General features: G+C 32.5%; 17 protein-coding genes. 9 read left to right on the top strand and 8 right to left on the bottom strand.

Annotated elements, in window-relative coordinates; translation table 11 throughout:
* From GCL57_RS06000 to GCL57_RS05985, 4 genes are read left to right on the top strand one after another with little or no spacing between them, the layout of a single operon-like run.
* Positions 1–2,151 (top strand): hypothetical protein, encoded by a 2,151-nt coding sequence (locus GCL57_RS06000; protein ID WP_152212436.1) that lies wholly within the window; start codon positions 1–3, stop codon positions 2,149–2,151.
* A 6-nt stretch (positions 2,152–2,157) separates the two neighbouring features.
* Positions 2,158–3,666, top strand: a complete 1,509-nt coding sequence (locus GCL57_RS05995) for a M16 family metallopeptidase (protein ID WP_152212435.1) — start codon at positions 2,158–2,160, stop codon at positions 3,664–3,666.
* 14 nt (positions 3,667–3,680) lie between these two features.
* On the top strand, positions 3,681–5,234 hold the full coding sequence (locus tag GCL57_RS05990) for a M16 family metallopeptidase (protein ID WP_152212434.1): 1,554 nt from the start codon (positions 3,681–3,683) through the stop codon (positions 5,232–5,234).
* A gap of 22 nt (positions 5,235–5,256) precedes the next feature.
* Complete coding sequence (locus GCL57_RS05985) at positions 5,257–5,565, top strand: hypothetical protein (protein ID WP_152212433.1); 309 nt, start codon at positions 5,257–5,259, stop codon at positions 5,563–5,565.
* Positions 5,566–5,616: 51 nt separating this feature from the next.
* On the opposite strand, the gene GCL57_RS05980 is transcribed toward GCL57_RS05985, so the two are convergent.
* The 4 genes from GCL57_RS05980 to GCL57_RS05965 are packed head-to-tail and all read right to left on the bottom strand — an operon-like array spanning position 5,617 to position 12,169.
* Positions 5,617–7,236, bottom strand: coding sequence for a peptide ABC transporter substrate-binding protein (locus GCL57_RS05980; protein ID WP_152212432.1), 1,620 nt, complete (start codon positions 7,234–7,236; stop codon positions 5,617–5,619).
* Positions 7,237–7,252: 16 nt separating this feature from the next.
* Positions 7,253–8,869, bottom strand: coding sequence for a peptide ABC transporter substrate-binding protein (locus GCL57_RS05975; protein ID WP_152212431.1), 1,617 nt, complete (start codon positions 8,867–8,869; stop codon positions 7,253–7,255).
* A gap of 22 nt (positions 8,870–8,891) precedes the next feature.
* Positions 8,892–10,511, bottom strand: coding sequence for a peptide ABC transporter substrate-binding protein (locus GCL57_RS05970; protein WP_152212430.1), 1,620 nt, complete (start codon positions 10,509–10,511; stop codon positions 8,892–8,894).
* A gap of 32 nt (positions 10,512–10,543) precedes the next feature.
* On the bottom strand, positions 10,544–12,169 hold the full coding sequence (locus GCL57_RS05965) for a peptide ABC transporter substrate-binding protein (RefSeq protein ID WP_152212429.1): 1,626 nt from the start codon (positions 12,167–12,169) through the stop codon (positions 10,544–10,546).
* Between the two features lie 202 nt (positions 12,170–12,371).
* Between GCL57_RS05965 and GCL57_RS05960 the strand changes: the two genes are divergently transcribed.
* Entirely contained in the window at positions 12,372–12,623 is a 252-nt protein-coding gene (locus tag GCL57_RS05960) for a hypothetical protein (RefSeq protein WP_152212428.1), read from the top strand.
* Between the two features lie 90 nt (positions 12,624–12,713).
* Positions 12,714–13,700: an oxygen-dependent tRNA uridine(34) hydroxylase TrhO gene (gene trhO, locus GCL57_RS05955; protein ID WP_152212427.1), complete on the top strand. Its 987-nt coding sequence runs from the start codon at positions 12,714–12,716 to the stop codon at positions 13,698–13,700.
* Positions 13,701–13,708: 8 nt separating this feature from the next.
* On the opposite strand, the gene GCL57_RS05950 is transcribed toward trhO, so the two are convergent.
* The gene (locus GCL57_RS05950; protein WP_152212426.1) at positions 13,709–14,521 is read right to left on the bottom strand and encodes an alpha/beta fold hydrolase; all 813 of its coding nucleotides are present in this window, start codon (positions 14,519–14,521) and stop codon (positions 13,709–13,711) included.
* A gap of 429 nt (positions 14,522–14,950) precedes the next feature.
* On the opposite strand from GCL57_RS05950, the gene GCL57_RS05945 reads away from it, so the two are divergent.
* Positions 14,951–15,706, top strand: coding sequence for an SDR family NAD(P)-dependent oxidoreductase (locus GCL57_RS05945; protein ID WP_152212425.1), 756 nt, complete (start codon positions 14,951–14,953; stop codon positions 15,704–15,706).
* An 8-nt stretch (positions 15,707–15,714) separates the two neighbouring features.
* Here GCL57_RS05945 and GCL57_RS05940 read toward each other — a convergent pair whose 3' ends face one another.
* Together GCL57_RS05940 and rsgA are read right to left on the bottom strand one after the other, a co-directional pair.
* Positions 15,715–17,211, bottom strand: a complete 1,497-nt coding sequence (locus tag GCL57_RS05940) for an NAD(P)-binding protein (RefSeq protein WP_152212424.1) — start codon at positions 17,209–17,211, stop codon at positions 15,715–15,717.
* Positions 17,212–17,228: 17 nt separating this feature from the next.
* Positions 17,229–18,575 (bottom strand): ribosome small subunit-dependent GTPase A, encoded by a 1,347-nt coding sequence (gene rsgA, locus GCL57_RS05935; RefSeq protein WP_152212423.1) that lies wholly within the window; start codon positions 18,573–18,575, stop codon positions 17,229–17,231.
* Positions 18,576–18,666: 91 nt separating this feature from the next.
* Between rsgA and GCL57_RS05930 the strand changes: the two genes are divergently transcribed.
* Positions 18,667–21,516 carry an endonuclease MutS2 gene (locus GCL57_RS05930; protein ID WP_152212422.1) on the top strand — a complete coding sequence of 950 codons (2,850 nt, stop codon included), beginning with the start codon at positions 18,667–18,669 and terminating at the stop codon, positions 21,514–21,516.
* A 128-nt stretch (positions 21,517–21,644) separates the two neighbouring features.
* Entirely contained in the window at positions 21,645–21,881 is a 237-nt protein-coding gene (gene infA / locus GCL57_RS05925) for a translation initiation factor IF-1 (protein ID WP_152212421.1), read from the top strand.
* Positions 21,882–22,126: 245 nt separating this feature from the next.
* Here the strand turns inward: infA and GCL57_RS05920 are convergent, their stop codons facing one another.
* The gene (locus GCL57_RS05920; RefSeq protein ID WP_152212420.1) at positions 22,127–22,762 is read right to left on the bottom strand and encodes a phosphatase PAP2 family protein; all 636 of its coding nucleotides are present in this window, start codon (positions 22,760–22,762) and stop codon (positions 22,127–22,129) included.
* Between the last annotated feature and the right edge of the window lie 2 nt (positions 22,763–22,764).

Below are 22,764 nucleotides of genomic sequence, written 5' to 3'. Positions count from 1 at the left end.
ATGAAGCAAAAAAATTTAGATAAAAAAATACAAATATCAGAAAATTATTTTTTTGAATTTGATAAAAATCTTCTGGAAAAATTTAAAAATGAAGAAAGTTTCTTAGGTTGGGAATATACAGTTGGCAAAATTCATTCTGCATTGCTTGAAAAGTTTATACCTCATTGCAATGTTACTTTTTTACCGATCATGGGGAGCAGTTTACAAGAAAATTGCATTCTTAAAAATTTGCCAGAAGAAGCAGAAATTTTTCTCCCAAAAAATATGCAAATATTAGTTGATTGGCCTGAAGAAGGTTCAGAAATTATCACACAGATCATAAAAAGTTTTCCAAGTTGCGTTTCTCTTGCAACTCATAAAACAGTTGATCAAAATGCTTATATTGAAAGCAATGACAGTCTCGTTAATCAAATTCAAAATAATCCGGTTGTATTTATAGAATCTCTTGACTCTCGCCGCTTTTTACTCAACAAATTATCTAAAAATACTAGCTCTGTCCATTGTATTGGAGGAATTGAAACATATTTGCAATGGCAAATTTTAAATAAAATGTCTCCCTATCAAAACTTTAACATTCCTTCTGAATTACAACTTTCAGGTGCAAGTCTGACTTGGTTACAGCTAAAAATGTATGAAGTATTTTCATTTGATAACGACACACATAACTTCATTCATAAAAAATTAGAAAAAGCTGTCTATAAAACAATACAACATATTATTGCTCATAATTCAAAACCAATTCTCATTATTTGTGGAATTGAACTTTTTAAAAAAATTGAAAATACATTAAAAATTATTAAAAATAAAACAGAGTTTAATAATATATTCAGCAAAAAAGTTGTTCAAATCAAGAAAAATCAAGATAAAAATAATGCAAATAATCTTTTACTGTGTCAACCTTCTAAAGAAACAGCATCTGATTATATAAATCTTCCTAGTTTCTTTGCCAATGATCTCCTTAAATTAAATGAGAAAATAACCAGTTGGCTTGATTTCGCAAGACATAGTTTTGCTCAAGCATTCATACGAACTTCTGATAGATATGCAGAATGGACAAAGTTTAAAATAAATGCGAGTCAAGAAAGAGATTATTTTCGCTTTGTTTATAGGCTGGCCAAAGATCGAAATATGATCTTTCCAAATACCTTCGATCTCCTTCTGTCAGCAAGCGCTGTCATAGATTCAAACTTTGCCTTTGAATTCTTAAAAGAATGCAAAGACTATCCTACAAACCCTAATTTTGTGGCAGCTTTACCAGTGGTTGATTTTCCTTTAAATCATTTTATAAAAAATACAGCAAAAATTAGCATTCAAAAATTTGAAACTCTGCAAAGTAAAAAAACCTTTAAAAAAGCAAAATTAAAGTCAGTAGATAAAATAAAAAAATTTTATAAACCCGTGCCAGTCAATGAAGACAAGTACGCTGATAATACCTGGGTCAATGAAGATCATCCCTATTCCTGCTCATTTCCCAGTGAAGATATTTTCATGGAAAGATTAGCTGCAAATGTAAAAAAGAATATGAACGAAAAAATTCGTTCACAAGAAATTGTCTTTAGAGAATTACAAGCCGATTTTTGTGATGGTCTCGATTTACGAGAAACAATACGCAATTGGCATAAAGAAAAAATAATAATTAAAGATCTACTCAATGTTGGAAAGGCAGATATTGGTGCCGTTGTGTTTAGTTTTGCAGACTCCCAAAAAGATAACTTATACTCATGGAAATCTTTTTGGTTAGCAGAACAGCATGATGATAGCAACCTCATGTTTTACGCAACTCCTTTTAAGGATAATCTTATTGGCCCTGGAATTGCTAAAAGTGAATTCGGTGGATTTGCAGTGATACCACTGCCAAGCGCGATGGAAAATCCTTGGGGAAATCCATTTATTTCACATTATGCACAAAATTCAACAGAATGTTTAATATTAGCAGGAGCCTTATCTACAGAGCATAAAAGTATTTTATTTATTTCTAATCATCCCCCTTCCCAACACATCTCAAAAATTCTAAAACAAAGTGGGAAAGGCATCATTTATGCAAAGCTCGATGAGTTCCCTCCAGAGGACATACGCCTTGTCCGTACTTTCCATATTCTTGCTGAAGCTGGCGTAAGAGAATATGCTCAAAAATATATCAGAAAGGATTAATTAAATATGCGCAATTTAAATATTAAACAGAAGCGCAAGAATATTTTTTACTTTTTTGTAAAAAATTATTCTCTAGCGGTGTTAAATTTATTTCCTATAATCGCTCATGCGAAAGTAGATGATACTAAAATAAAACACTCTATATCTAATAATATTAATCATGTTGTAGCAATTGATACTAAACTTATTCAATCCACATCTATTATTCCTGGGTCAACCATACAAGCGCATCAATATATATTAAATAATGGATTAAAACTTATTGTTGTTCCCGACAATAGAAATCCAATTGCAACAGTTCATTTTATTCTAAATGCTGGAAGCAATCGTGAGCATAAAGGAACAACTGGATTAGCTCACTTTTTTGAACATATGATGTTTCGCAAAACAAAAGACACTCTCGAAGGAAATTATGACCGAGTTATAAATGCGGTGGGTGGAAGCGGGAATGCAGGTACAAGTGATTCTTTTGTGACTTATTATTCAACTTTCCCAGGTCCTGCATTAGAAACAATGTTAAAGCTTGAAGCCGATCGTTTCATACACCTCGATTTAGCAGAACCTTATTTTTCTATAGAAAAAGGAGCTGTTATTTCTGAAAGAAAATTACGGGTTGAAAACGATCCTTTGCAAAGAAGCAATGAATTTATACGTGCCATTACGGAACGAGAAACTCCTATGGAGTGGATGACCATTGGCTCGAAAAATGACGTCGAAAATATGAGTATTGCAGCCGCAAAAAGTTTTTATGAAAATTATTATACACCAGACAATACCACTATGATTGTAGGTGGACCCTTCGAACAAAAAAATGTAGTGAATTTAGTGCAAAAATATTTTGGTAATTGGCAAGGTAAAGTTTCTCATCAACAAGAAAAATATCCTACAGATTATTTTACAAGAGATTTTGGTAAAAAATTTATTTGCAGCGCACCTGTCTTTAATAAAAGATTTAAAATTGTCTATCCCGCTGCTCAAGGTACTTTAAAATCACTAACTTATTCTTTAGTTTTTCAAGCTATGCTTGATGATCATCCCAATGGAACATTTGAACGTAGACTCGTAAAAGATAAACTTGCAACTGATTTAAGTTTTTATAAAACATATTGGCAAGATCAAAACAATCCATTTGTCGTTAATTTTTCTCTGACAAAAGAACAGAAATATGAATCTGTTGTTCAGTTCTGGCAAAAAGGAGTTCAAGAAGTTTTAAATAAACCTGTCAGTGAAAAAATTAAAAGGCAGATTTTAAAACAACTTGCTGTTTCAAATGCCGATACAGCAGAACGCATGACTGCACTCACAAATACAGTACTTGATAATTATTTTTTCTTAAAAGATTTTAATGCATCTGGACAAGCCGAAAAAATTATTCAATCGATAACAACAGAAAATTTAAGACAATGGGTTCATGAAAATATTTCACCTCAAAAATATTACATCACTGGAATAGTAACTCCAAACGAAGCCCATAGCTGTGCTGATATGTTTGCTGAATTTCAAAAAAGCAATTAATAAGGAAACAAATCATGAAAAAAAATTTAACTTTATTCATATTATCATGTAGCTTTTTTACAAATTCATTTGCCCAAGACTCTTTACAAAGTAAACGGCCTAGCGTTGTTGTAAAACCCTTACAACTCGATTGGCGTTCCATCAAATGGCCCAGCGTTAACTACACTCGAACTCCTGTCGATGGAGGCGCTGCAATATACAGTCTGCACAGCACATCTGCTTTAAAATTTAAATTAACTTTTATTTTTCCAGGTGGAGTTTATACTTTTCCACAAGTTGAAAGAACTGCGTTTGGAGCATTTGCAGATCTTATTACTTTAGGAGGATTTGGCGATCTCAATTTCGACCAAATTCAAAATTATACGACTGAATATGGAATAAATATCCGTACAAGCGTTACCCCTTATGGACAATTCGTCATCACAGCCGATGCCTTGTCACAAGACTTCCCTCGCTTACTTGCACTCATAAATAATATGGTATTAAAACCAAAGTTTGAAAAAAATGCTCTTGACCTTTGGAAGCAACAAGCCATTGACTCTTTTAAAAACTTAATCGACAGCAATACATTGGATAAACAGTTTCGCTTTGTCGATCTTGAAGCAACCGCTCTCGCTTTTGGAAAAGATCATTATATAGCAAAAGCAATTGAGCGCTCATCCCCAAGCGTCGTTAATAAAGTAACTTACGATCAAATCAAAAATATTTATGCAAAAACAATCACACGGAATGGTTTAAATGTTTCTATCTCAGGCTCTTTCTCACAAAAAGATTTTGACTCATTAAGACAATTTATAGGGAAAATTCCATATTTGGAACCATCTATAAAAACTTGGTATCCATCTCGTAAAATGAATGAAAGCAATTCTAAGAAAATTCGCACAGAAATAATTACAAAACCTGATATGACTCAATGTAATATTTCGTTACGTTATTATTACCCTAAATTAGGCAAACTTAACTCTATAGAAACCACTCAATTCGATTTATTAGAAGAAATATTTTCTTCTACAGGCGGAGTCATAGGGAATGATCGCTTCTCTAAAGCAATGCGCGCAGATTCGGGTATCAGCTATTCACCTCATGCTTATTTTAATGATACATTGCTTTTTCCAAATACAGATGTTGGAGTGTTTAATCTTAATTTTCAAAGTCCAAATGAACGCCTAGCCGAAGCTATTAAATTAGCCACTCAAACATGGAATAAATTTATTAAAGACGGTATTTCCCAAGATGAACTGGACAACTCTAGAACTTCACTCATTAATAGAATGCTTGCCAGTGAATCCACTGTTTTTAACAAAAGTGATGAAATCATGTCACAGGTGATAAAAGGTCAGTTGCCCAGTGTAAATCCTATTGAATTTACTTTAGCAAAACTTGAAAAACAGCATTATGCAAATGCATTAAATGAAACACTTAAAAAACTATCCTCTTCAGAAATTGTACCTGTGCTTGTTATTATGGGGAACCCAAATGCAGAACAGATTAATTTATTAAAAAAGATAGACGAACTTGACTTAATTGGCGTGAAAGATTTAACTTCTCTAACGAAACCGTTATTGTAAACACTTTTTGGAGACCATATTTATGATTAAATCCTTTGCAGTAGAGTCTTCTTCTCCTGCTGATTTTATTAAAAAAGTAACCGACTCTTTAACAGGCAGAGAACTTGGCAAAATTGCCAGTATGACTGTTAAAGAAAATAATATCGTTATTATGTTCTCTAAACTTGGTAAAAGTGAAGTTATCTTTAATGTAAAAAACGAAGGCAGTGGTTTTAGCTGTAGCCATAGCTCCGAAAAAATTGCTCTCACACACAAAGCTCTCCGCAAAGATATCGAAGGAAAACTTGCAAAAGTTCTTGAATCAAACGGAGCTAAAGTCACAGAAGGATAAAAATCTCTCATTAAATTGAGAGATTTTTCAATAGAAAACTGCACTTAAAATTTAATTTAAATTTTTAGCTTTTTCTGTTAAATAGACTCCTGTTAATGAGAATTTTCTTTTAACATCCACTTTCAAACCCTTTACATTTTCTTTTAATAGAAAACTCATTGTACCGCTATAAATAGGCATAACAGGAACTTCCTCAATTATAATTCGACCTAACTGCTCCTGCATTTTTTGTCTTTTACTTGGGTTTAATTCATTCTTAGACATTTCAAAATATTTATCAAATTCAACATTTTTAAATTTTGAACTATTTGTATTACTCTTTGAAGTAAAATCAATTAAAAAGTCATATGGATCGTTTAAATTGGCAACTCCCCCCATTCGCATCACCTCAAATTTGCCAAGCTCTCGTGTATCAAGCATAGTTTTCCATTCTTCGTTAACAGGCTCTGCAACAATGCCAAAAGCCTGTTTCCACATAGAAGCGATGGCGACTGCTACTTTTTTATGATTTTCGCTCGTATTATACAAAATTTGTATTTTTAAAGATTTACCATCACTATAACCAGCTTCTTTGAATAATTTTTTTGCTTCGAGCAGTTGTTTTTCCCGTGGCCAATCTTGCCAATAAGCTTTATTTTGTGCGTAATTTTTCATTCCATAGGGAATTAAATCATACAATGGTTTTTGACCAAGCCCTAAAATTGTTTTTGTAATAATTTCTCTGTCAATAGCAATATTTAATGCTGTTCTAAGTTTTTTATCTTTAAATTTAGGATTATTTAAATTAAATATATAAAAATAATTTGACAAGTAAGGTTTATTATTAAATTCTTTGCTATATTTAGCTTGAATTTCTTTATATCTATCCGCCGGGATTTCATAGGTTTTATGCAATTGTCCTGATTCATACATACGGTATTCTGAATTTAAATCATTCGTTATTATAAAATTAACTTTATCTAAATAGATATTTTCTTTATTCCAATAATGCTCATTAGGTTCAAGAATAATTTTATCACCATTTCTTCTATAAAGTAATTTGAAAGCGCCATTGCTTACTAATTTCCCAGCATGGTTAAACTCTTCAGAACCATATTTTTCAAGATTCTTTTTTTGGACAGGATAGGTATTTAAAACCGACATTATTTCTAAAAAGTAGGGTGTGGGTTTGCTTAACACAACTTCAAGGATATTATCACTTAATGCTTTCACTCCTAAAGTATCGACTGACTTTTGACCAGCTGTAATTTCTTTGCCATTTAATACATTTTCAAGAAATGAAGACTGCTCTGAAGCGACTTTAGGATCTGCAAGTCTCTGCAGAGAATACACATAATCATAAGCTGTTACTTTTGATCCATCAGACCATTTAAGGTTTTTTCTTAAATAAAAAGTATATACTTTTCCATCGGGGCTCATACTCCATTTTTCTGCTTGCGAGGGACGTATTTCTCCATTTTCATCGGAACGAACAAGACCTTCAAATAATTTATCTATAATGTCAGAACAAACTGTTTCATTGCATTTTGTAGGATCTAAAGTCTGAGGTTCTGAACCAGCCCCAATATTAATTTCTTGAACTTTTGCAGCTAGAGGATCTTTAGGAACCACAGCAAAAACAGTCTGTGTCATAGTAAATGAAAGGGAAATAAGTTTAAATAAATATTTCATAGTAAGTCCTCATTTATTAATTTAAATTTTTATTTTTATCTCTTAAATAAACACCTTTTAAGTAATAATTATTCATAGCATTATATTTCAAACCTATGACATAGGGTCGCATTAAATTTGTACTTACGTAACTATACATTGGAATAAGAGGAACTTCATCGACTAATATTTTGCCCGCTTTTTCAAATAATTCTTTTCGCATTTTAAGATTGCTTGCATAAGATGCCTTATCTAATAAAGCATCATATTCTTTATTTTTAAAATGGGCATGATTTTGCGGATCATTACTGCGCATTTGCACTAAATAATTCACAGGATCGTTAATATCTGCCCGAAACCCCAAACGAATAATTTCAAAATCACCACTTTTTCTTTTATCAAGCAATGATTTCCACTCCTCATTCTGCGGAATAGCGTTCACTCCCAATTCTTTTTTCCACATCGAGGAAATGGCTGTAGCAATTTTGCGATGAGACTCTAAAGTATTATACGAAATGTGCATAGTTAAAGGATTTTTTTCAGAATAGCCGGCTTCTTTTAGGAGCTTTTTTGCTTCTGCCAATTGTTTTGCACGTGGCCAATCTTGCCAATAGGTCTTAGCCTGCGTGTAACCAAAAATTCCATAGGGAACAAAATCATACAGTGCCCTTTGTCCCTGTCCTAATAAGGATTTTGTAATAACATCTCTATCAACAGCAATGCTTAAAGCTTGTCTTACTTTTACATTGTCAAAGGGAAATTTTTTTAAATTAAATAAATAATAATAACTCGATAAATATGGAGTGTTCATAAATTCTTTTCCATATTTTTTTTGAATATTCTTATATAAATCTAATGGAATAATAGCAGTGACATCGAGCTGACCCGATTCGTACATTCTATATTCTGAATTTGCGTCTGTAATAGAATAAAAATTAACTTTGTCTAAATAATAATTATCTTTATTCCAATAATTTTTATTTTTTTCTGCAGAGACTTTATCACCAACTTTTCGTCCTGATAATACATAAGGTCCATTAGACACTAAGCGTCCAACAGCTGTAAAATGATCTGTTTCATTTGCAAATTTTTCAACATTTTTTCTTTGCACAGGAAATGTTTGATTGAGAGTTAAATACTGTAAAAAATGTGGTGTCGGTTTAGCTAACTTTACTTCGAATGTTACATTATCAATTGCTTTCACGGCAAGCGAATCAGGATTTTTTTTGCCGTCTAATATATCTTGAGCATTTTCAACACTCTCTAAAAAGTTTGCCAATTCTGAAGCCGTAGCAGGATGAACCAGTCGCTTAAAGGAATAGACAAAATCATGGGCTGTTAAGTCTGAACCATCAGACCATTTTAAGTTTTTTCTTAGATGAAAAGTATAAATTTTTCCATCAGGACTTATTTTCCAACTTTCTGCGGCAGCTGGTTCTATTTCTCCTGATAAAGTATTTTTAACTAGCCCTTCAAACAATTGGAGCAATATTCTACCACAATTCACTTCATTACAGTTTGCTGGGTCCAAAGTTTTTGGATCGTCTAGATTTCCAATATTTAATTCTTGAATTTTTGCTGCTAGAGGATCATTTGGAGATGCAGCATAAGCAAAAGAGGTTATTAAAGTAGATAATGCAATATACTTTTTCATTGTTATTCCTTTATAAGTAAAATTAATTTATTTTTTTCCCTTTATCTTTTAAATAAACACCAACAAGTGAATATTTATCCATTGCATTCTTTTTAAAACCAACAACATCATCACGCACTAAATAATTTTTAACATAATTGTATATTGGGGAAAGAGGAACTTCTTCTATTATAATTTTTCCTGCTTTTTCAAGTAAAATTTTTCTTTTTTCTGGATCAAGTTCATTATTGGAAAGCTGAACTAACTTATCATATTCAACATTATTAAATTTTGAATCATTATTTATATCAAAGGAACGAAACTGACTAAAGAAATCATATGGATCATTCATAACTGCTATATTCCCTAAACGCAAAACTTCAAATTGACCCGTACCGCGCTTATCAAGCATACTTTTCCATTCTTCATTAACCATTTCAACCTGCACGCCTAAAGCTTGTTTCCACATAGAAGCAATAGCTGAAGCTAACTTTCTATGTCCTTCACTGGTATTGTAAAGAATTTGAATTTTGAGTGGATTCTCATTAGAATAACCGGCTTCTTTGTATAGTTTTTTTGCTTCATTAAGTTGTTTTTCGCGAGGCCAATCTTGCCAAAAAGCTTTATTTTGTGTGTACGATTTCATACCATAAGGAATAAAATCGTAACTAGGAAGTTCGCCTGAACCTAAAATTGATTTTGTTATTGCTATGCGATCAATTGCTATATTTAATGCTTGTCTTAAGTTTCTATTTTTTAACTTTGGATTCCTTAAATTATAAATATAATAATATGTAGCAAGAGATGACTCTGTTTTAAATTGAGTTGGATATTTTGATTTAATTTCTTTAAATTGATCCCCAGGAGTTTTCGATGTCACATGCAATTGTCCGGACTCATACATACGAAATTCTGTCGTTAATTCTTTTATAGAATAAAAATTTACTTTGCTTAAATAAATATTATCTTTATTCCAATAATTATTATTAGGTACCAATACAATTTTATCACCTACTTTTCTTTGCGCTAAAACAAAGGGACCATTGCTGACAAAATTATTCTGTTGAATAAAGGAACTTTTTCCATACTTTTCTATATTTTTTTTCTGCACAGGTGCAACACTTGATACAGATATAGCATCTAAAAAGTATGGAGTGGGACGTATAAGGTTAATTTCTAAGGTATGATCATTCAATGCTTTCATACCAAGAGAATTTAAAGGCATTTTTCCAAGATTAATTTCTTTAGCGTTAACAATATTTTCAATTAAAGAAACATTTTCAGACGCTATTTTAGGATCAACTAAACGTTGAAATCCATAGATATAGTCATAAGCTGTTATATTTGTTCCATCAGACCATTTTAAATTTTTACGTAAATAAAACGTATATTTTTTCTTATCCGCACTTATATCCCAACGCTCTGCTTGAGCTGAAACAATATCTCCCTTATAATTAGTATTGACGAGGCCTTCAAACATCTGTTCAATAATGACTGCACATGCCGACTCATGGCAGACATGCGGATCAAGTGAGGTTGGATCATCCGAATTCCCAATATTTAACTCTTGAATTTTAGCCGCTTGAGAGTCTTTGGGTATGGCAGCGAATGCAGCGTGCGAAAAGGTAAGCGAGATAGCACAGATCTTTAAATATCGATTCATAGCTTTTCCTCTCTAGCATAAATAAGGGTCTGTCAATTAATGAATTTATCTTTTTCCTTTAAGTAAACACCTGTTAAAAAGTACTGCATTAAATTATTCTTTTTAAAACCAACTATATATGGTTTCTGTAAAAAATTATTTTTATTACTAAAAATCGGAATAAGGGGAGCTTCATCAACTAATATTTTTCCTGCTTTTTCAAGAAGATCTCTTCTTTTTTGGAGGTTTAATTCAATCATAGCAGCATTTACTAATTGATCATACTCTTTATTACTAAAGCGAGCATCATTTTGTGGATCATTGCTGCGTAACTGAACTAAATAATTGATAGCATCATCAATGTCTGCAACATAAGAATAGCGCAAGAGATCAAAATCGCCATTTATTCTTCTGTCTAGTAAAGTTTTCCATTCTTCATTTTGTAGAATGGCATTCACACCCAATTCTTTTTTCCACATTGAAGAGATGGCTGTTGCAATCTTTCTATTAACATCAAGAGTATTATAAGAAATATTTATTGTTAAAGGTTTCCTTTCTGAATACCCTGCTTCTTTATATAACTTTCTTGCTTCTTCTAATTGCTTTTCTCTTGGCCAATCGAGCCAGTAAGGTTTGGCTTGAGTGTAAGCATTTATTCCATAGGGAACAAAATCATATAAAGACCTTTGTCCACTTCCTAAAATCTTTTTTGTTATTGCATCTCTATCAACAGCAATACTCAATGCTTGTCTTAAATTTTTATTTTTAAAAACTTCTTTTTTTGTATTAAATACATAATAATAGCATGCTAAAAAAGGATTACTTTTGAACTCATTTTTATATTTTTCTTTAATTTTATGATAAAGTTCAACTGGAATCCCTTCAGTGATATCAATTTGCCCTGTCTGATACATTTTATATTGAGTCATCATGTCATTAAACGAAATGAAATTCACCTTTGTTAAATGAACAGAATCTGCATTCCAATAATTTATATTTTTTTCAATTATAATTTTATCTGATATTTTTACTGTAGTTAACTTAAACGCTCCATTGGACACAAGTTTACTTGGTTCAGTGAAATCAGCTTCTCCTTTTGATTTCTCTTCCACATTTTTTTTCTGTACTGGAAAAGTATGATGCATAGTTAAACTTTGTAAAAAATGCACCATAGGTTGTTCTAAATTTATTTCAAGAGTTAAATCATCAAGCGCTGTAACTCCGAGTAAATTTGATTTTTTATTACCTAATATAATTTCTTTTCCATTGACCACATTTTCAAGCAATGCTGCAAATTCAGAGGCCATTTTAGGGTCAACAAGGCGCTTGAGAGAGTATTCAAAGTCATACGCAGTGAGTTTAGATCCATCGGACCATTTTAAATTTTTTCGCAAAGTAAATGTATAGGTCTTCCCTGCATTCGATATCTTCCAACTTTCAGCAGAAGCACCTTCTACCGTGCCAGAGTCGCCAATCATTACAAGGCCTTCAAACAATTGAAGAAGAATTAAATCGCAGGTTGTCTCATTGCATCTTATAGGATCTAAACTTTTTGGATTGTCAAACATACTAATATTTAGTTCTTGGACTTTAGCAGCTTGAGCATCTTTTAGAAGGCTAGCGAAGACATTTTGTGATAAAAGAAAAGGAATTACAGAAAAAAACAATAATTTCAACATAATAAACCTCTTAACTTTCTAAATATTAACTTAGGCTACACTTTTATCAAAAATTTTCATATTTAGCCAGTCGGTCAACATAATATTTAAGACAATCGGAATTTGAACTTAAATGTGACAAAGGAGAATAGAACTTGAGTCTCTAATAAGCTTGCGCTATGTGGTAAATTGACTTTTTGGTCTGACTACTTAGGAGATAACTATGACATTTACTTCATCCGCAGTTTCTTTAGAATGGAACCGCAATAACTTGATCCTTCGCCGTGGAGCAAGCCAGCTCCTTATCGATGCTGAAAAAGTACAAAATTTACGCACACAAGATTCCGAAACAGGGTTCAATCAATACTTTCGTACGACAGCCTTACAAAATCGTGAAGCACGTCGTGTATTTGAAGCTTGGGAACGCAAAGATAAAGAACTTCTTACTAAGATTTACAAAGAAATGATGTCTTAATTATTGGCATCATTTTTATTTTAAAAATTAAATATAAACAATGAGTAGATCTCATTGTTTTAAATTTCAATACTTTACAAGGTGAAATTTATGACTAGCACATGCCTTTCTGCTTCTCATCCTTATGTCAACATTGCATATTATAAATTCGTTGAGATCGAAAATCTAGAGTCCTTTCGAGAAACTCTTTTAAGTTTCTGTAATAAATTAAATATTAAAGGAACAATTCTGCTTGCCCATGAAGGAATTAATTCCTGTTTGGTAGGAAGCGATGACAGCATTCAACAATATATTGATTATATGCATGCTGACAGTCGTTTTGCTGATATCGAATTTAAAAAAAGCTACAGTGATCACATTCCATTTCGCCGCATGATTATTAAAGTGAAAAAAGAAATTATTCCAATGGGAATGGACTCTATTAAACCTGCTCACTTTACAGGCAAATATGTCGAAGCCCTTGAATTAAAAAAATGGCTTGATGATGGCGAAGATCTTGTTATTTTGGACACACGCAATGACTACGAAGTGGATCTCGGAACTTTTCGTGGTGCAATCGACCCACGCTTAAAACAATTCCGTGACTTTCCTCAGTGGATTAAAAGTAACTTTGCTGAACATAAAAATAAAAAAGTTGTTACTTTTTGCACGGGTGGCATTCGCTGTGAAAAAGCAACAGCTTTTATGCGCCAAGAAGGTTTTGAAGAAGTTTATCAACTCCAAGGTGGTATTCTTAAATATTTTGAAGAGACAGCAAATAGGGCATCAAATGAAGATAATTATTATGATGGTGATTGTTTTGTATTCGACTACAGAGTTGCTGTGGATAAAAAGTTGAACGAAGCAAAATATGAAATCTGTTATGCGTGCTGGTCTCCTTTAAAGCCTGAAGATCTCACAAGCTCTCAATATAAAAAAGATCATCATTGCCCTCACTGCTTTGAAAAACATTTAGAACGCGAGTCAAAGCGCTCTGAAATAATGCGCATGAATAACATGAAGGCATTGCAAGTACGCCAAGAAAGAGCTAAAGAAGTGCGTGCAAAATGGGAAAAAGAAAAGCAAGAATCTACCTAAATTTAATATTATTTTTGCAGTAAGAACTTAATTATTGAAAAAGGATTATCCCAAAATACGGCGTGCCCTGAATTCGGAAAAATTTCTGTAATATCAGAAAAGTGTTTTTTTAAGTATTTTAAATTAATTCTAGGATCCTTTTCACCAACCAAAATTTTTACTTTTTCTCTTTGCTTTTCGACACATTCCTTTGGACTTAAGCCTTTCATTTCCATTAAGGATGCAAAACTGATTTCACGCATGTTTCCGTTGGCTCGTAAAAAGGCCTCTATCACTCTTTGGACACTTTGAAAGCTGTGGATTTGGGTTGAAACAATTCCACCTTTCTTCAAACAATCAATTGCTTCATCATATGTGTAAAATTTTTTAATAATAAGACGTGCTACTTTATTAAAAAAATATGCTTTGCGGTGATTATTTTGAATATATGAAACTGGGGTGCAACTATCAATTAAAATTTTTTTAATTCCAGAATATTTTTCAAGCAATTCAATTGCAATAGAACCTCCCATAGACCAACCATAAACCGTTACATCTTTTGCATCTATACTGGTTAAAAATTCGGTAATAACATCAGAAAATCCACTTACAGTATAAACATATTCATGATCATGAGTCGCATTTTCACTTGCACCATGACCTAATAAATCAATTGCAATAATACGGTATTGATTATTCAATAATTCAATTTGTTTATAAAAAACTTCTTTACTGACTGAAAGACCATGAATAAAAAGAAGAATATCTTTTTCTAATTTATTATCATAATAACACATCTTTCCAAAGCGAGAAGAATATAGATAGCAACTATTATCATGCATAAAACACCCTAATTTTTATAAATATCAATATTTAAATAATACCACTTTATTTTTAGCGTTAGAATGTCTGTCATTAAATTTTGATAGAAACTTTTTTGCAGGGTAAATATATAAACATATATTTATTTTCTAATTTATCTATAGTTTTAATTAAAAAATTAATGGACATCCTATATAAATTAATATATGAAAAAAATGCCTTGTTAAAAATGAAAGACTCTTTTTAATTGATTTGGGAATTTTATAAAAATGCACTCTTTAGCTCTTCTCACAAATATACGTATAAAACGAACTTCACTAAGCTTATAAAGCATTATAATTAAATACATATTAAATGCGCAAAAATTTTTTTATTAAAATAGAAAATATATCTTTAATAAAATCCATAGTTCTAAAATTAACAATTATATTCTTTTATTAGGAAAAAATATGAAACGTTTCATAAACAAAAACATACTCGTCACAGGCGCTGCAAGTGGAATAGGAAAAGCGACAGCTTTACGCATAGCATCGGAAGGAGGAAACCTAGCCCTCCTCGATAATCATGCTGATAATTTAATAACTTTAGTTGAAGATCTTAAAAAATTTGATGTCAAAATAGTCTACTCACAGTGCGATGTCTCTGAGTTTGAGCAAACTAAAATCTGTATAGATAAACTGTGTAATACCTTAGGTGGAGTTCAAGGTTTAAGTCATAATGCTGGAATTTTAAGATCCTATAAGACACATGAAATGCAACTCAGTCAATGGAACGAGTTGATTGCTGTTAATTTAACTGGAACATTTAATGTTAACAGACATGCTCTCCCATGGTTGTTAAAAAATGAAACCAGCTATTTAGTAAATACCTCATCATCAGCATGTGAACAACCTCACCCTTGGTTAGCAGCCTATGCCGCAACAAAGGGTGCTATTAAATCTTTTACCCGTTCTTTATTTGTAGAGTATTTTCAACAAGGATTACATGCAAATTGCATTTTACCCGGAGCAATAATAACTGATCTTGGAAATTCATTTGATATTCCGAAAGGAGTCAACCCAGAATTAATTAAAACCTTAAACCCACTTGGTAATAAACTTTATGCAGAACCTTCAAAAGCTGCTGGTGTAACTGCTATGCTACTTTCTGATGAAGCATTTCATATAAATGGTACAGAAATATCAATTGATGGCGGGAAAGTTTAAATTTATTTTTAAATCTCATTCCCATGCAAACGCATAACCACATCTTGCACACTGGCAATAACTCGCTTCCAAGGTTCATCTGCTAAAGTTGGGAAACTATCTCCACAGCAATAAAGACCTTTGATTCCCATTTTAGTCTCTTTCACTTCGATATTCACAGGAATATTATTGGGAATAGATTGCGCTACTGGTAATAAAACAATTCTCTCTGTTACTTTATTTTGAGGAATACGCGCTCCTCTTTTAATTTCTTCCGCAATTTCTGGTTTAACAACACGTGCAACGGCTCGGCGCAATCTTGCAACGGCTTCACGCACAGCAGGAGCTTGCAAAGAATCCTCATAATCAAGTTGAGTCGAAAAGAGAAGGCGTCCATCCGAAGTTAAAAATCCTTGCACACGTTCCACTGGAAAAAGAAGTCGGTCGCAAGCCCCAACATTATCAGGCCAATGTTCTGAACGCACAGAAAGAAAGTCTGAAATTTCTGACACAACAAGAGAAAGTGGTCGCACCCGGGAAACAAAGCGAGATTGCTCTGGGGAAAAGTTTTCTTTTGCAATTATTCCCAAACATTGCACAAGGGGAATTGCGAAGACAAGTTTCTCACATAAAATTGTTTTATGACTCGGATTAACCTCATCGGCTAATATTAGATTGAAACTTGTTTCTTTATTATGATTAACACGCAGTACTTCACACAATGTACGAACTTCAATTCCGCGTCCTCTCAGAATATTTTCAATAAATAACTCAAGAGCAATTTTTCTTTTAAAAAATTTTGGTAAAGGTTCTTTGTATGCGTTAAAAAATGTCCATAAACATTTACAGACATAAATAAAAGTTGATTTTTCCCACTCAGGCCCAATAATAGAAGAAAAAAGAGCGCTCAAAGTTTCTTTACTTGCTTTTGAAAGCTCATTCCATTGTGATGATTTTTCAAATGGAATGTTGTTTCTTTCTGTATTTTCCTCATACGAATTCTGAATGGGAGAATAAAAATCAAAAACAAAAGAACGCAATAATTCTGCTTCTCTCTTTGTTAATATTTCAGAAGACCCAGAGAGAATTTCGCTGTCAGTTACAAATTCTTTTTTTATAAAAAAACAACGATTTCTTCTTTCAGATTCAAGCTCATCGATCCTATTAATATACTCTTCAAATTGAACACTCTCTTCATCTGTTAAATGAGATTGTAGATGTCTTAGCATTGCATTTAAAGATTCAACATTCATAAACTCAAAACCTGGTCCACTTAAATGCTGAGAGTGAGATGAATGAAACAAAATTTCTTGATTTATTTTACTATGGGATTTGCCAGAAAAGCTAAGAGGAGAAGAAAAAAAATTACGCCCCCCCAGTTGAGGTTGTTGCTCAATTAAAACAATTTTCTCGTTAAATTTTTCTTTATCTCTGGAAAGACGAAGTGCCAACAAAATACCGGAAAGGCCACCACCAACAATAGCAATATCAAAATTATTTTTGTTACTTTCTTGTGTGCTTGACATAAATATGACCTTTTCTTTTATTCTTCTTCAACTTTTATTCTCATAATTTCTTTAAGCTGTTCTTCACCGATATTTTCATGATTTTTATTTTTTAATTGCTCTTCATCTCTCATTTGTACTCGAGCTTTTAAATCGGCAATCATACCAGCATCAGTTGAATCACCTTCTCCTTCACGAAAACTCAAACCTTTTAAAATACCAAGGTAACTGCGATAGCGTTCATAAGAAATTTTAGTTTCTGCAAGCGCTTCCTTTACCCCACAACTTGGTTCATGATCGTGTGAACATTCACGATATTTACATTTAAATGGGCGAAATTCTGGAAAACAATGACTTAACGTAATCGCATCGTATTGACTGATATTAAAGGAACGAATACCTGGGGTATCAATGGCATATGCGCCAATATCAAGTTGTAATAAACTGTTATAAGTTGTTGTGTGACGTCCCTTATAAAATATTTCAGGATTCTCATCAACAATTTGTTCAAATTCAGGACGCATTAAATTGAGGATACTGCTTTTTCCAACTCCAGAATGTCCCGCAAAACCGACTAGTTTTCCTTTAAATAAACGACGCAATTGTTTAACAGATTCTGGTGTTTTTTTAGGTTTTAATGCACAAATTTCTACAACTTCATAACCGATGTTACGATAAATTTCCACACGCCGTTTATAAGTTTCAAGAAACTCTGCATTCGCAAGATTTGTATTTGTTAAAAGATCAACTTTATTTAATACTATGACTGCTGGAATCTGCTCAAGCTCGGCTTGCACCAGAAAGCGATCAACAAGCCCCCAACGCACTTCAGGGTTTAAAACAGATGCAACAATAACAACCAAATCAATATTCGCAAGCATGACGTGCTCCCAATCAGGGTGCATGGGATCTTTACGAGATATTTTACTGGTTCTTGCAAATGAATGTTGCACGACTCCACGAGGGAGATCGGTGTTAAGAGGTTGCCCCTCAGTATCAAACTCAATGGTGCTATCAGGTTCAAATAAAATGCGATCGCCTACAACAACGAAATTGCGTTCTTTATGAGCTCTTTGAAAATGTCTTTTTGCCACTGAACAAAGCCAAAGATTTTCAGTTTCAGGCAGTCCTTTTTCATTTTCTTCGGCAATAAAAATGTTTCTTTTTTGCACTTCGATAACACGTCCTCTGCGCATACCATTTTTTAATAAATTTTTTATATATTCTTTTATTTCTATTTTTGACTTATTTTGTTCAAGAGAGTCAACAATCCAATCATCTTCATTACGGCCACGTACGGATCTTTTTTCTTTTTTTATCTTTTCAATTTTTTGAAAATGATCACGTCGCTCATCCTGATTGATGTAATTTTTACCACGAGCCACGTATCTACTCCCTATTGAAGTTTGTTTATAATATGTTTATACATCATCCCGCTACGCTTGGAAACCAATCTACAAACGGTGTGTGATTCTTATGGAACATGAAAGCAACATTGACAATAGCTCTATGAATTTTCTTCGCAAAGATGCACTTGAGCGTCTTGAATGGAATAAACTAACAAAATATCTTTCCGAATACTCGATTTCCCCTCATACTAAAACTCAATTATTACAATTAGATCCTTGGCTTGATGCATCAGAAAGAGATTTCTTTTTTGTAACAACCGCTGAAATGCTTGATTTGACGACTCAAGGAAACAACTTGACACTCGAAGCATTCGATTTAGAAATGTTTGAAAAGCCTTTAAAACGCGGTGCGCTTTTATCACCCCATGCTTTATTCCAAGTACTGATAGTAGTAAGACTTTGCCACATTTTACAAGCTTTTTTTAAATTTGAAAGATCAAGAGCTCAACGCTTTCCAAAACTATATGAATTGATATTAGAGCTTAAACCTCAGGTAAATCTTTGCGCAAAACTACAAAAAAGCGTTGATATTGAAGGACATATTCTTTCTTCAGCATCAACTGAACTGCACTCTGCACGCAGTCGATTAGAAAATGCTAAAAGACGGATAGTTGAACATCTCGAAGATATTTTACGAAAACAAGAAGTTAAAAATGCTGTGCAAGACAGTGTTTGGATGTTGAGAGATGGTCGTTACGTTCTCCCAGTGAGAGCAGATAGAAAAGGCGATATCGATGGAATTCCTCGCGGTGTCAGCCAATCTGGTTCAACTATTTTTTTAGAACCGCATGCACTTGCTCAACAACACACTCAACTTGAAAAAGCACAAAGTGACGTTGAAATTGAAGAGCAGAGAATAATAAAAGAACTTTCAAAAGACTGTTACCTTGTCTGTGAAGATATAATAAATTCTTCAGATATTTTAACCAAATTAGACAATATATCAGCACGCACTCGCTTTGCAGGTGCCATTGTAGGAACAAAACCTAAATTTTTAAATGCAAATGAAAAAACAAAACGTTTTTCTTTAATTGAAGCAAAACATCCACTTTTTTTACTTGAGAAAAAAAAGTGTGTTGCCAATGATCTCGAATTAAAGCCACAAAAAGAAAATCATATTTCCCCTAAAATTTGGGTATTAAGTGGTCCCAATGCAGGTGGTAAAACTGTTGCTATGAAAACAGTTGGTATGACTGTCTTAATGGCAAAAGCAGGTCTTTTTGTAGCCTGCGAAAAAGCAGAAATTTTAGATTATGAAAATATTTTTGTTGAACTCGGCGATAGACAAAATCGTGAAGAGGATCTTTCTACATTTTCAGGACATCTTTCTCAAATAAAAAAGGTAACAGAAGCTGCCAATGAATTTTCACTTATTTTACTTGATGAAGGTTTTGTCGGCACAGATCCAGCTATTGGAGTTGCCATGGCAAGAGCAACTCTCGAACTCTTTGCTGAAAAGAATGCAACCGTTATTATTACAACTCACTTTTCAAATTTAAAAACTTTAGCCGATGGCGACCCACGCTTTTATAATGGCAGCATGGAGTTTGAACCGCATAAACTTTTACCAACCTATAAAGTATTATCAGGAATTCCGGGACAAAGTTACGCCATAGAACTTGCTGAACGGATGGGTTTGAGCAAAGATATTATTTCTAAAGCTCGCCAATATTATGGTAATGAATCACAAAGAATGGAAAATATTCTTCGTGATCTTCAATTAAAAAGAATTCAAATTAAAGAAGAATTAAGTCAACAGGCGGAATTAAGCAAAAATTTAGAATCAGAATTAAAAGCTTTAAAACATGAAAGGGAAAAACTTTCAGAGTTACGCAATGATCTTGTCGATGGATATCGTGCAAAATTGCAAAAACGTTTGAACGCCTATGAAAATCGTCTTGATATTCGAGAAAGGCAATTTGAAAAACAAAAAGAGAGTTTTTTAAAAGATTTAAGAAATGAACATTCTGAAAATATAAATACAATTGAAAATATTGGATCGCAGTCAGATGATTCTTCGGCAGTAAATAAATATACAATCCCTACAAAAGAAATTCAAAGCAGAGATTCATCAAAACCACAAAAACTTTCTGGTTTTGATGCCCTTGCCGGCTTAAAACTTCCTAAAAAGAAAAAAAATGAAGAAGAAAAACAATTCACTTCCTTAGATGAACGGGCACAAAAATTTCGTGCCCCAAGACATATGTCAACACGCTCATTGCTTGATGAAGCAAAAGAAAGTCTTGAACTCCTAAATGATTCATTTGATGATATTGAAAGTAATTTAGAGGATGACATTCACTCGCTTGAAGATCTTGAAAATAGCACAAAAAATAAGGCTAAAAAAGCCAAAGAAACCGCACAGACCATTCAAGCACAAGGTCGCACTGCTGATCACTGGCAAGTCGGAATGAAAGTAAAGTCATCTAAATTTAAAGATAATGGAACAGTATTACGTTCAGCTGATGGCAAGGGAAATGTTGAATGTCAATTTGGCATTATGAAAGTTAAAATTCATTTTCATGAATTAAGCGAAATTGATGATCAAATTAGCAAAGCGCAAAATAAAACAATTAAAATAAACGGAAAGTCAAAAAATAAAACTCAATTAAATTCACAAAAAAAGTTTACAAATATTCAAGATCATGAAATTCCACCCACACTTCAACACTCAGGTAATACAATTAATTTACGAGGTAAAACAGTCGACGAAGCTCTCGATAAATTAGATATTGAACTCGATAAAATGAGCCGTCTGGAAGTGGATCGTGTTGTGATAATTCATGGTCATGGTATGGGCAAAATCAAAGAGTCTGTACGAAAATTCCTCGAAGATGCTAGCTATAAATTAAAATTTAGGGCAGGCAGACAAGGAGAAGGAGGCGATGGAGTTACGATAGTTGAATTTGAAAATTAAAAGTACCATTTTCATTCTCACGTATTTCTTAAGGTTATGAATATGTCAAAACTCCGCTTGATTTTATAATAGTATATATGAAATAATCTTTTCAGAAACTTTTATAAAAACTGAATAGGAGGATCCCCATGAGTCGCGAAGATCTCTTGAGCGTGGAAGGAACTGTCACTAATGTCTTTGCTGGAGGAAAATATTCAGTAAGTCTTAAAACAGGTCAAACCATATCTGCTAAAATTTCAGGCAGAATGCGTAAATATCAAATAAGTGTGATTATAGGTGATAAAGTTACAGTGGGCTTATCTCCCTACGACTTTAGCCATGGATTGATTATTTCACGAGAAAAATTATCTGCAAGAAGTCGTTAAAAGATTTTTTTTAATATCAATTATTCTATACATTATTGCTTGCTACTAACCTAATAGAATTTAATTTAAGATGATTGAAAATAAAGCCAAAACATTCCCATCAATAAAAATAAAAAAAATATGAAATAAAAAGAGGATTTCTTTTTTAATTTTTTTGACATTCTACCCCTCTCTTAGACTTATAGTATGTCATACAATATTTAATTATTTTTTTCAAATTAAAATTTTTAATCTTAATATTGTAACTATTTATACTTTAATGCAAGAAGCTTTTTAAATTGCATAGAAGTTAAATAATATGTCAAGAATTTAGAAACAACATAACCTAAAAATGCTCCTGCAATGACATCACTGACAAAGTGATAGTGCATACCTATTTGGCCAATACAAACTGCAAGCATGGGAAGAATAAATAAATACTTAAGTTTTGGATAATATAAAATACAAACTGTGCAAAATGCAAAAGTAACGGTGGTGTGACCTGATGGAAATGAAGAACTCGCTTTTTGAAAAAATTGAAAACCATACACATTATTAACAATTAAAGATGGGTTATTATTAATCCAAGTGTCAGCCCAATAACGCCCAAAAATATATTTTAAAAAATCTTTAATTTGAGCGGCCATAAGAACGGAAAAAGTTGCACTAAAAAACATTTGAAAAATCTTATGATTCATGTACTTCTTAAATAAAAAAGGCGATAAAATCACAAAAAAAACGAGTATTGGAATAATTAAATTAGGTGTTTCTGATAATTTTTTCAAAATATAGTATTTATTAATTTGATGGGATTCAATGTAAAAAACTACATTCACATCAATATAGTAATATGAAATAACAATACTAGCCAATGTAACTAAAAAAAGTATTAATAACCTCAAAC

Source organism: Fluviispira multicolorata (genome assembly GCF_009208585.1).
Classification (GTDB): Bacteria; Bdellovibrionota_B; Oligoflexia; order Silvanigrellales; family Silvanigrellaceae; genus Silvanigrella; species Silvanigrella multicolorata.
The sequence above is the reverse complement of the archived record's forward strand: the minus strand, read 5'-3'. Positions and strand labels throughout refer to the sequence as shown.

Bases quoted from the DNA above. Each gene is read 5' to 3' on its own strand.
- GCL57_RS06000 (WP_152212436.1), top strand. From the start codon at position 1: ATGAAGCAAAAAAATTTAGATAAAAAAATACAAATATCAGAAAATTAT.
- GCL57_RS05995 (WP_152212435.1), top strand. From the start codon at position 2,158: ATGCGCAATTTAAATATTAAACAGAAGCGCAAGAATATTTTTTACTTT.
- GCL57_RS05990 (WP_152212434.1), top strand. From the start codon at position 3,681: ATGAAAAAAAATTTAACTTTATTCATATTATCATGTAGCTTTTTTACA.
- GCL57_RS05985 (WP_152212433.1), top strand. From the start codon at position 5,257: ATGATTAAATCCTTTGCAGTAGAGTCTTCTTCTCCTGCTGATTTTATT.
- GCL57_RS05980 (WP_152212432.1), bottom strand. From the start codon at position 7,236: ATGAAATATTTATTTAAACTTATTTCCCTTTCATTTACTATGACACAG.
- GCL57_RS05975 (WP_152212431.1), bottom strand. From the start codon at position 8,869: ATGAAAAAGTATATTGCATTATCTACTTTAATAACCTCTTTTGCTTAT.
- GCL57_RS05970 (WP_152212430.1), bottom strand. From the start codon at position 10,511: ATGAATCGATATTTAAAGATCTGTGCTATCTCGCTTACCTTTTCGCAC.
- GCL57_RS05965 (WP_152212429.1), bottom strand. From the start codon at position 12,169: ATGTTGAAATTATTGTTTTTTTCTGTAATTCCTTTTCTTTTATCACAA.
- GCL57_RS05960 (WP_152212428.1), top strand. From the start codon at position 12,372: ATGACATTTACTTCATCCGCAGTTTCTTTAGAATGGAACCGCAATAAC.
- trhO (WP_152212427.1), top strand. From the start codon at position 12,714: ATGACTAGCACATGCCTTTCTGCTTCTCATCCTTATGTCAACATTGCA.
- GCL57_RS05950 (WP_152212426.1), bottom strand. From the start codon at position 14,521: ATGCATGATAATAGTTGCTATCTATATTCTTCTCGCTTTGGAAAGATG.
- GCL57_RS05945 (WP_152212425.1), top strand. From the start codon at position 14,951: ATGAAACGTTTCATAAACAAAAACATACTCGTCACAGGCGCTGCAAGT.
- GCL57_RS05940 (WP_152212424.1), bottom strand. From the start codon at position 17,211: ATGTCAAGCACACAAGAAAGTAACAAAAATAATTTTGATATTGCTATT.
- GCL57_RS05930 (WP_152212422.1), top strand. From the start codon at position 18,667: ATGGAACATGAAAGCAACATTGACAATAGCTCTATGAATTTTCTTCGC.
- infA (WP_152212421.1), top strand. From the start codon at position 21,645: ATGAGTCGCGAAGATCTCTTGAGCGTGGAAGGAACTGTCACTAATGTC.